General features: G+C 35.8%; 11 protein-coding genes. 7 read left to right on the top strand and 4 right to left on the bottom strand.

The annotated features are described in order from the left end of the window. Positions 1-38 precede the first annotated feature (38 nt). The 4 genes from D017_RS12875 to D017_RS12860 all read left to right on the top strand — a co-directional run bounded on the left by D017_RS12875 (position 39) and on the right by D017_RS12860 (position 6,255). Positions 39-2,270, top strand: a complete 2,232-nt coding sequence (locus D017_RS12875) for a BamA/TamA family outer membrane protein (RefSeq protein ID WP_225969306.1) — start codon at positions 39-41, stop codon at positions 2,268-2,270. 135 nt (positions 2,271-2,405) lie between these two features. Next, positions 2,406-3,659: an NAD(P)/FAD-dependent oxidoreductase gene (locus tag D017_RS12870; protein ID WP_035336972.1), complete on the top strand. Its 1,254-nt coding sequence runs from the start codon at positions 2,406-2,408 to the stop codon at positions 3,657-3,659. Positions 3,660-4,266: 607 nt separating this feature from the next. After that, positions 4,267-5,754, top strand: a complete 1,488-nt coding sequence (gene mqo, locus D017_RS12865; protein ID WP_035336970.1) for a malate dehydrogenase (quinone) — start codon at positions 4,267-4,269, stop codon at positions 5,752-5,754. After that, positions 5,755-6,255: a peptide-methionine (S)-S-oxide reductase gene (locus tag D017_RS12860; protein WP_035336967.1), complete on the top strand. Its 501-nt coding sequence runs from the start codon at positions 5,755-5,757 to the stop codon at positions 6,253-6,255. On the opposite strand, the gene D017_RS12855 is transcribed toward D017_RS12860, so the two are convergent. Beyond that, a complete protein-coding gene (locus D017_RS12855; RefSeq protein WP_035336964.1) occupies positions 6,252-7,007 on the bottom strand; it encodes an acyl-CoA desaturase in 756 nt (251 codons plus the stop codon). The two genes, D017_RS12860 and D017_RS12855, sit on opposite strands and share 4 nt — an antisense overlap. 50 nt (positions 7,008-7,057) lie before the next feature. After that, entirely contained in the window at positions 7,058-7,630 is a 573-nt protein-coding gene (locus D017_RS12850; RefSeq protein WP_035336962.1) for a Crp/Fnr family transcriptional regulator, read from the bottom strand. 161 nt (positions 7,631-7,791) lie between these two features. On the opposite strand from D017_RS12850, the gene D017_RS12845 reads away from it, so the two are divergent. Then, a complete protein-coding gene (locus D017_RS12845; protein WP_035336960.1) occupies positions 7,792-8,724 on the top strand; it encodes an EamA family transporter in 933 nt (310 codons plus the stop codon). A gap of 64 nt (positions 8,725-8,788) precedes the next feature. Here the strand turns inward: D017_RS12845 and D017_RS12840 are convergent, their stop codons facing one another. Both D017_RS12840 and D017_RS12835 read right to left on the bottom strand, forming a co-directional pair. Next, positions 8,789-9,100, bottom strand: a complete 312-nt coding sequence (locus D017_RS12840; protein WP_192816518.1) for a YtxH domain-containing protein — start codon at positions 9,098-9,100, stop codon at positions 8,789-8,791. Positions 9,101-9,325: 225 nt separating this feature from the next. Then, complete coding sequence (locus D017_RS12835) at positions 9,326-9,652, bottom strand: hypothetical protein (protein ID WP_035336958.1); 327 nt, start codon at positions 9,650-9,652, stop codon at positions 9,326-9,328. A gap of 420 nt (positions 9,653-10,072) precedes the next feature. On the opposite strand from D017_RS12835, the gene D017_RS12830 reads away from it, so the two are divergent. Both D017_RS12830 and D017_RS12825 read left to right on the top strand, forming a co-directional pair. After that, positions 10,073-10,264 carry a cold shock domain-containing protein gene (locus D017_RS12830; RefSeq protein WP_035336957.1) on the top strand — a complete coding sequence of 64 codons (192 nt, stop codon included), beginning with the start codon at positions 10,073-10,075 and terminating at the stop codon, positions 10,262-10,264. A 155-nt stretch (positions 10,265-10,419) separates the two neighbouring features. Next, complete coding sequence (locus tag D017_RS12825; protein ID WP_035336954.1) at positions 10,420-10,869, top strand: KTSC domain-containing protein; 450 nt, start codon at positions 10,420-10,422, stop codon at positions 10,867-10,869. Positions 10,870-10,903: the final 34 nt, after the last annotated feature.

The raw sequence follows: 10,903 nt of genomic DNA, 5'->3' as shown, positions 1-10,903 counted from the left end.
TGCAATACCGATTATCTACATATTTTTCAGCTCTAGTTTTGATTACTTTTTGCGCATCTTGTAGTGTTGAAAAGTACATTCCAGAGGGAGAACGTTTATATACTGGCGCTGAAATTATCATAACGCCAGATAGCACCATCACAAATCAAAGCTCGCTACAAACAGAGCTTGAAGGCGTCTTACGACCTACACCTAATTCTAAAATCTTAGGCGGTTATCCTTATTTAAGTGTTTATTACAAAGCACAGCGTGAAAAACCAGGAGTAATCAATAAATGGCTTAATAAAAAGATAGGAGAGGAGCCTGTTTATCAATCTGATGTAGAGGAGTTTGAAGTAGAATCATTACTACGTAACAGACTAGAAAACCGCGGATTTTTCTATAGTACGGTGAGTTCACGCTTTCGCGAAAGCGAGACAAAAAAAAGAGCCTCCATCATATATGATTTAAAAGTCCCTACGCCATACCGCATGGAGACGTATCAACTCGATACATTATCACCGCCCATTTATAGGGAAATGATAAGCACGGTGGCTTCCTCACCGCTTGAAAAAGGCATGAGATATGACTTGTCTAACCTTAAACTTGAGCGAGATCGCATTGATTACCTCCTTAAAAGAAAAGGATATTACAACTTCAATCCTTCGTTTTTAATATTTGAGATAGATACCAATCAATACAGCAATAAACGTTTTGATATGTTCTTGAAGATTAAGAAGGATGTGCCTAATAAGGTCATTGTACCTTACAAGATAAACAAGGTAAATGTGTATCCTAATTATGCGCTCAAAGACTCGTTACAATCTGATGTGGTTCGCTTTGATAGTCTTAATTTTATTCAAGAAGAGCTTTATTTTAAACCTAAATACCTTGCGCCATTTGTACAACTTGAAGAAGGGCAATTGTATCATCCAGATGTCTCCCGTAACACTGCGCGACGACTATCTACTATAGGAGCTTATAAATTTGTAAATATCCAGTATGACGAGATTGATAGCTTGCGCACAGATAGCTTGGGTATTCTTGAGGCAAATATTTACTTGTCGCCATTAAATAAAAGAGCCATACGAGCTGAAGTGCAAGCAGTGACCAAATCAAACAACTTTGCTGGACCTGGATTGGCTTTAACCTATAGCAACAGAAATCTTTTTAACGGCGGAGAGATTCTTAATATCACAGGATCTGCAGGATACGAAGTACAACTAGGAGGAGGTGAGTCATTAAGTAGTATAGAGTTAGGTCTGGCCAGCGAACTCGTATTCCCAAGAGTGATATTTCCTATTGATATTTCAACAGATTTTTTTGAGTATAATATTCCAAAAACGGTTGCAGCACTCGGCGTGGATTATTTGAGTCGTTCTAAATTATACACCTTATTATCTGGTAATGTAGGGTTTGGCTATGTGTGGGATGCAAATAAATATGTCACACACCGTATTAATCCTATTTCTGTGAGTTATACGAGACTCTCTAATACCACGACAGAATTTGAAGATATACTCACCGAAAATCCCTTATTAAGACAGAGTTTTGATCAGCAGTTTATTGCGGGACTCAATTACAGTTTTACCTATAATGGGATGGTAGATACGCAAAAAACACATCAAATCTTTTTCAATTCTAATTTTGAGCTTGCAGGTAACGCCGTTAGTTTGCTAGGTAAAGATGATGCAGACACTCAAAATAAGACATTTATAGGACTAGAATATGCGCAGTTTGCAAAGCTAGATGTAGATTTTAGGTATCATTTTAATATGGCAAATGAGCAGAAAATCGCGACGAGACTCTTTGCAGGATATGGGTATGCGTACGGAAACTCAGAGATATTACCATTTGTAAAGCAATACTATTCTGGTGGACCATATAGTGTGCGTGCTTTTAGAATACGCTCTTTAGGTCCTGGAACATCTTCTGGAAACCAATCTGGCGGAAACTTCTTTGATCAAATAGGAAACATCAGGCTAGAGGCAAATGCAGAGTATCGTTTCCCAATTTTCAATTACCTCAAGGGTGCCTTTTTTGTAGATGCTGGAAATATTTGGAATAGCACAGAAAATGAAGATCTTGAGGGTAAAGATAAGTTCACCTCAGATTTTATTAATGAACTTGGAATAGGCGGTGGTTTTGGGCTTAGAGTAGATGTACAGGGCTTTGTGATCCGTTTTGATCTCGCAGCGCCTTTTCACGATCCATCATTACCAGAGGGCGAGCGATGGGATTTCAAATTTGACGAACCAATTTTTAACTTTGCTATTGGATATCCGTTTTAAAACAATCTCGCTTTCGCGAAAATGTAAAACAAACCCTTATCAGTAAGAAATCACACTAGAGCTAGGGGATTTTTATAGTACAAGAATTATTAAACCAACAGACCAAACAATATATACTTACCTTATTTTTGAGTTATGAATCAAACTGACCAGAAGATTTACATCATAGGCGCTGGAATAAGCGGCCTTGTTGCAGCTATTAACTTAGAGAAAAAAGGCTACGCACCTGTAATTCTTGAAGCTACTGATAGGATAGGAGGACGTGTAAAAACTGATATTGTAAAGGGGTACCAGCTAGATCATGGTTTTCAAGTGCTTCTAGAAAGCTACCCGAAAGCCAAAGAGTATCTCGATTACAAAAAACTTGAATTACAATCCTTTTTACCTGGTGCTACTATTTATAAAAATAGAAACTCGCAATCTATAGGAGATCCTACACGTAGTCTCAAAATGCTTATACCGACTATGAGCTCATCTATAGGCACACTAGGGGATAAGGTTAAAATCTTAAAGCTTAATAAAAGTCTCAAGAATAAATCGCTAGAGGCTATTTTTGAGGAAGAAGAAACAACGACTTTAAAGTATTTGCAAGATAAAGGCTTTAGTAAAACGATGATAACAGATTTCTTTAAGCCGTTCTTTAGTGGGATATTTTTAGAATCTTCACTAGAAACATCTAGTAGGATGTTTGAATTCGTTTACAAGATGTTTGGTACTGGTATGGCAACATTGCCAAAAGCTGGAATAGGAGCTATACCAAATCAATTACAAGAGCAGCTAGCGACTACTAAGATTAGACTAGATACCGCTGTTAAGGAGGTGTCTGGACAAACAATCAAATTAGAAAATGGCGAGGTTCTAGAGAGTGACTACATCATCATTGCAACAGAAGCAAGTCATATAGTTCCTAACCTGAGAGGTCAAGAGACTCCTTGGAAATCATGTGTAAACCTATACTTTGAAGCAGATGCTCCTAAAGACGGAAAACCTCTCATTGGTCTGGTGGCAGATGAGAATACAAGAATTAATAACATATTCTATCACAATACTCTAGAGACAGCCACAAGTGGCTCAAAGAGTCTATTATCTGTTACTGTAGTAGATGATAATGATCTGAGTATAGAAGCGCTTAGCGCAATGGTATCTTCAGAGCTTAGTACATATTGTGGTATAAAAGGAGCTACTTTTCTCAAATCATATGAAATAAGAAAAGCACTACCTAAGCTTAGCAATCTCCGTAACAATTGTGCACCATCAGAAACGCAGCTTACTAATAACATTTTTCTCGCTGGAGATCATTTATTAAATGGTTCGTTAAATGCTGCAATGGTTTCTGGGGAGAGAGCAGCAGAAGGTGTAATCGAAAAAATAGAAGGTCTTCTAAAGTAATTTTAGGAACCTAAATTAATACCTGAAAGAGGCGATGATTTTATAATCATCGCCTCTTTTTTGTGCCATACATTCTGGATGTAGAACTAGTAAGTTTCAGAAAATTATAAAGCAGAATAGCGAGCAAATTGCACTTAATTTTTGAATCCTCAGACTCAATAAATAATGCTTGTTTAAGACTTTTGTTTAGCAAATCAATGGTAAATGAATCATCAGTAATTGCCAACTATAGATGTTGTCTATATAGAGTTTAAAATAATATTAAAATTATTAAAATCAATTAGTTATATAGTATTTTTAAAGTTATAGTTTAATCATAAAGAATAGCTATTTAAGATTAGTATAAGAGATTTTAAGTTAATTTGTGATGATATGTGTATAGTTAAAAGAGTAGTCATTTTGAGGATTTTGATTGCTGTAATAACTTAATTTTTAGACAAGACTAAAAGTCGCAATTCATCATATCTATAAGATTGTTGTGTTGCCATTTTAAGCTTTCGCGAAAGCGTAATTGTTATCATTTACAATCTTTACCGACTCATTCTTTTCTGATGTTTTACTCAAACTCAACGAGCTTATTAATATCTTTAGAGTGTAAAAATTTACTATGACTGGAGCTATCCCAAAACAACATTACGACCTCATTTGTGTAGGCGGAGGAATTATGAGTGCAAATCTGGCATTACTGGCCAAGATGCTAAAACCAGAGTTGAGCATCTTAATTCTAGAACGACTAGGAGATGTAGCTCAAGAAAGTTCGGCTGCTTGGAATAATGCAGGAACGGGTCATTCTGCTCTTTGCGAACTCAATTACTGCCCGGAAGAAAGTGATGGTTCTGTTTCTATTGATAAGGCAATTAAAATATGCGAACAGTTTGAAATCACAAAACAGTTCTGGGCGCATCTCGTAGAAGAAGGTCTAATAGAGGATCCTCAGGCATTTTTAAAGCCTATACCACATCATAGTTGGGTGACTGGAGAAAAGAACGCAGATTATCTAGAGAAGCGTTATGAGGCGTTTAAAGATCACTTTATGTTTGATACTATTGAGTTTACTCGCAATGTGTCAAAAATGAAGGAGTGGTTTCCGCTTATCATGAGAGAGCGCACAGAAGATGAGGTAATGGCAGGATCGCGCATAGATCGAGGGACAGAAGTTAACTTTGGCGTTCTTACAAAGCGATTATATGAGATTCTAGAAACAGAATTTGATACTCCTGTTCATTTCCATAAAGAAGTAAAGGATCTCGATCCGCTTGAAAATGGTAATTGGACGGCAATTACAAAAGATTTAAAAACAGGAACTAAGCAATCTATAGAGGCAGATCATATATTTATAGGTGCTGGTGGTGGTGCTTTGCTACTGCTAGAAACTGTTGAAATAGAAGAGAAAGATGGTTTTGGAGGTTTCCCTGTAAGTGGAGAGTGGCTTGTTTGCAAAAACAAGGAAATCATAGATCAGCATTATGCAAAAGTGTATAGCAAGGCAGGCGAGGGCGCACCACCTATGAGTATGCCGCATCTAGATACTAGATACGTAGATGGGGAGCGACAATTAATGTTTGGTCCTTTTGCTGGTTTTAGTCCTAAGTTTTTAAAACAAGGGTCTAATTTTGACTTACTTGATAGTGTGACGTTTAAAAATATACCTTCTATGCTTGGTGCTTTCTGGCACAATCTAGATTTGACTAAATACTTGATAGGTCAGATTACCATGAACTTTGACGACCGCATGAAAGACTTACGCACTTTTATAAAAGATGCCAAGAATGAAGACTGGCGCATAGAAGTAGCTGGACAGCGTGTACAGACTATAAAACGTGATGAGTTTGAAGGCGGAAAACTTGAATTTGGTACTCAAATCGTAAGCGGATCTGATGGGAAAATCACTTGTTTACTTGGTGCCTCACCAGGAGCGTCTACTGCGCCTAGAATTATGCTAGACGTACTAGAAAAAGCCTTCCCAGAGATTATGGAAACAGCTGAAGGTAAACAACGATTAAGCGAGATTGTACCTAGCTACAAGCAGGAGATAACCAAGGAGCATTTTAATCAAGAGTTAAAACGAACGTCTGCTTTATTGAACCTAGACTAATTGAAAGATAAAGAAATATATACAATAGGATTTGGAGGTGGCTGTCACTGGTGTACAGAGGCGGTTTTCCAATCATTACGTGGAGTTCTGACTGTAGAGCAAGGATATATTGCTTCAGAGGGAATACACGCTTCCTTTTCTGAAGCTGTTATTGTGCATTATGATAGGAGCGTTATACCTCTGGAGGTATTAATTGAAATTCACCTTCTCACGCATAAGAGTAGAAAAATGCACAGCATGCGAGATACCTATCGATCTGCGGTGTATGTTTATAATGAGGAGGATAACGCTTTCGCGAAAGCGGTATTAAACACCTTACAAAAAAGCAGCAAAGAGAAAATAATTACTGCCGTAATGCCTTTTAAAGACTTTAATCCTTCAAGAGAAGAGATTACAAATTACTATAAGAAAAACCCAAATAAACCCTTCTGTGAGCGTTACATATCACCTAAGCTGGGGGAACTTAAGAATACGTTTGCTCACAGAATGGTCAATTTTTAATGGTGCGAGTGCACGTCTATCGTGATAGGTTTCATTTTTATTACTCCTGTGCGATGTAATACTTTCATAATTACATAAGTAACATCAATCTCATACCAGTGTACACCTCCAAAGTTAGGTCTAGCCGCAAATTTGTGGTGGTTGTTATGATATGCTTCTCCCATCATCAGGAAGTCAAAGCGAAATAAATTTTTAGAAGTGTCCTTAGTCTTGAAGTTTGTATATCCTAGTATGTGACCAAACCAGTTGATAATCACTCCATGTATAGGTGCCATAGCAAAAGCAATAGGTAGTAATAACCATTGCCACCATGCTGTTGCAAACACCGCAAAGAAAGCGATATATAGACCTACCCAAAGTAATCTTGATAGACGCGAACTTGCAAAAGTATCAAAGCTCTTCCATTGTGGTACGTTTTTCTTAAACTTAGGGTCTACCTCAATACGATCGTTATTTATGTCTTGATAAATAGTCTTAGTCTTCCACATCATTGCAAATAGATTTGCATCGTAAGAAGGGGAGTGAGGATCCTTTTCTGTATCTGTATAAGCGTGGTGCATGCGGTGCATGATGCCATAACCGTAAGCACTTAAATAACTAGGTCCTTGGAAAAGCCAAGTTAATATAAATGTGATCTTTTCTGTGGTTTTAGACATTGTAAATGTCTGGTGAGCTGCATATCTATGGAGAAAGAATGACTGAAAAAATAACCCGCTATACCAGAGGATTACTATAAAGAATATTATAAGCATTTTTTTTTACAAAGGTACTTTCACAAATAATGCCAGACAATGAACCTGTATTAACTAATACGTTTGCGTATGCGGCTTAGAGCCTGTGGTGTCACGCCTATGTAAGAGCTTATATATTTCAGAGGAATTTCCTTAAGTAACTGAGGGCGTTCTTTAAAGATGCTCAAATAACGCTCTTCTGCAGTTTGGTCTAGTAGTGATTGTAGTCTTTTTGACTTTGTGATAAAAAGATTTTCGGCAGTAAGTCTTCCTATAAGATTACCGATAGCTGTTTTCTCGTAAATTTCTTGTAAATCTTTATAAGAAACACTCAAAATTACGGTATCAACAAGCGCTTGCACAGAGTGATCAGATGGTTCTTGAAGTAAAAATGAGTCATACGCACTCACAAATTGGTTTTCAAAACAAAATCCAAAGGTGATTTCTTTATCAGATGACTCTTTAGGTATGAATAAACGCACAGATCCTTCTTTGATAAAAGAGATATAGTTTTCTGTTACACCAGCTTCAAGGATAGTTTCTTTCTTTTTAAACGTGCGTTCTACAAGCTTTGACGTAAAAAGTTCCCAATCTATGTCAGATACGGGAGCAAACTGGTTTATATAGGTGCGTATTTCGTCCAAGATGGTGTTTAAATAAAGGTAAAGATACTACTCAAGAGCGCAGTTTACTTGAATAAATTACAAATTCTATTGTTGTTTTATTTAAAAATAAAGATATACTCCGCATGCATAAAATAGTTAAGTTCGTAACTTATAAATTTTAATCCATTTAAGGCCTTACAATGAAGAAGGAAACCTACTTAGCCATACTAGCTTTTTTCTCAATTTATGTTTTTTGGGGGTCAACCTATTTATGGAATAAAATTGTAGTAACCGAAGTTCCTGCTTTTATGCTGGCCGGTTTACGTTTTACCACTGCAGGTCTCATTATATTTTTAATAGCGGGACTTAGTGGGAAATCACTCAAAATATCTAAAAAACAATTAGGTAACTCTGTACTAGCGGGCTTTTTCTTTTTGGTTTATGGGAATGGTGTTTTTGTATGGGCTCTCAACTATGTAGATAGTGGTTTTGCAGCACTTCTAGCGGCATTACAGCCTCTGTCAATTCTCTTGCTCATGCGTATTGTACAGAAAAAGGGATTAAAGCTCAAGTCAATAATTGGTGTAGTTTTAGGTTTAATAGGGATGTATTTATTGGTTTCTCAAAGAGAGATTGCTATGCAAGAAGGAGCAACCCTTGGAATTATAATGATTTTCACCTGTATTTTGAGTTGGAGTATAGGGAGCCTATTTGTCGCACAAGCAGATTTACCTAAAAATTTCTTTATCACCACTGGATATCAAATGGTGAGTGCAGGTATTTTATTATGGACATGGAGTTTCATTATAGGAGAAACATGGAGTTCTCCGGTTGATTGGAGTTCGCGAGCACAAATATCTATGCTTTGTCTCATCGTTTTTGGAGGTATAGCGGCATTTACATCATTTAACTACTTACTTAAAAATGTCTCAACAGAAAAAGTTGCAACCTCTGCATATATCAACCCTGTCGTTGCTTTATTCTTGGGTTGGTATTTTCTAGATGAAAATGTGACAACTCAATCTATAATTGCAGCCTGTGTATTGCTAAGCGGTGTATATTTTATAAATAGCGTACGTAAAAATGATAAGACGCAAACAAAGAAGATGCGTTTTAGAAGAGGTAGAGTATAGATCACTTCCTTAAAACAAAAAAAGTCCCATCATGTAGATGGGACTTTTTTTACTTGAAATCGTTTTATAACTTTACTGTATTTTCAATATTCTCTGCAGTAATATCAATTACATCTTCTGCGTGATCTACGTTTCTGTTTACAGAGTTCTTAGCTTTGGCAGTTTCGCGCTCTAGGGCGTTCTTTAAGCTTGTAAGTTTTTCAGAAACTTGGTCCTCAACTTCGTTGTAGCTTTCTTTAAGAGTATCTCCAGCTTTTCTTGCTTTGTCTTTTAAAGCTGCTTTCTCCTCAGGAGACATTTTATTGTATTTATATAATCCTAAAGCTCCTGCTGCTACAGCGAGTAGACCTAATATTCCTTTTGTGTTATTATTCATAATTATATGGGTTTGATTGTTGTACCATAAATATAACGAGAAATCTGAGCAAGTAATATTCTCGCGTTTGGATTATGTTTTAATTAGTACATTTTTGGCAATAAACAGCTGTTTTTTAAGAAATAACAAGCGTTTACTGTATGTTACTTGTTGGGGTTTGGGTTGGGGTTACGCTTTCGCGAAAGCATAAAAATAGCGACTCAAAAATAATCGCTTTAATTTCTATTAAGCTACTGCTGTATTACTTGCATAGTAATGCAGTATATTTTTATAAAATGCTACATTACTTGCAGTATTTCGTATACAAGATTTTAAGAATTTTTCTAGATTATCATATTCAATAGTTACCTCTGCACCTTTGTTGAGAGTGTCTAGACCTAAACAAACTTTATTAGTATCAATATCTAAGACAACAGATGAAGCATTAAAAAAATGTTTGATCAATGCAATGTGAAGCTGTCGAAAGCTAGCACTACGTTGAAATCTAAAATCTGTTGAATATTCAATTAAATCATTGAGGCTTTTTAAGATAGTGTCGTTAGAATGTTGCATAGCTTATGATGTTTTTGTTTTCGTAAATTTAATTTCTAAAATGTTAACAAAAATCTAAGGCTGAACGTTTTATAAATAGTTTAACGATACAAGCAATCATGGCAAGTCGTAGAGAAGTATTGTAAAATATATAAAATCCATGGTTCAAAAACTTAATAGTTAGCAGTAGTTTAAATTTCAACAATCTAGATTACAGTGTATTACTTCCATATTAATTCTAGAGAGCTATTTACTTTTTAAAAATCAATCCTGTGATATTAACATTTTACTTTCAAAAACTTTTCTTAAAACGTTTTACTTCTATAACTCATCTCGGCTAATCCATTGATATGCCTAAAACTCTATACAGAGATACTGCTTTGTAGTTTGTGGCACCATCTTTGCCTATTACTAGGTATTAATACATTAAATTATAATACAATGAATAAAGGAACAGTAAAATTTTTCAACGACACTAAAGGTTTTGGATTTATAACTGAAGAGGGAGTTGAAAGAGATCACTTTGTACACGTATCTGGATTAATCGATGAGATTAGAGAAGGAGATGAAGTGGAATTTGACCTTAAAGAAGGAAACAAAGGATTAAATGCAGTTAACGTAAAGGTTATCTAACTTATATATACTTTCAATTAAGAGAAAAGCCCGTCATAACTGACGGGCTTTTATTGTTTATAGTGAATTAGTGAGCTATACACTATTAACTCTTTATAATTTATTTATAATCCATTTTAAAGGAGTACTTTCGCGCTCTGATAAAAGCCCTGATTATGAAGAGAATAAATGAGTACAAGAAACTCTTTGGAGTTGAAAAAGAAATTGACCTTAAAGCACTTAAAAAGAGCTACCGTAACCTTGTAAAAGAATGGCATCCAGATAAGTTTCAAGATGGAGATGCAAAACAAGAAGAAGCAGAGATACAAAGTCGTCGTATTATAGATGGTTACCACTTTCTAGTAAGCATGGCTCCAGAGACCAAAGCCGCAAATTTAGAAGCATACACAGAGACGATAACTAAGGCTGCCATTGCAGATTATCAACACAAAGGATTACTACTTGAAATCACATTTACAGACGGTACAACATATGAGTACTTTGGAGTTACAAAGCCTATTTATATCAAAATGGTAAATGCTGGAAACCTTAATCGTTTTGCAAAACGTAATATTTACCCTAAGCATAACTACCGCAAGTCTAAAAGACATTTACAAGAAGCTTAAAAATAGCTTTTTTTTAAGCTGAATAATCAGATAG

It is taken from the genome of Dokdonia sp. PRO95, from assembly GCF_000355805.1.
Lineage (GTDB): Bacteria > Bacteroidota > Bacteroidia > Flavobacteriales > Flavobacteriaceae > Dokdonia.
The sequence above is the reverse complement of the archived record's forward strand: the minus strand, read 5'-3'. Positions and strand labels throughout refer to the sequence as shown.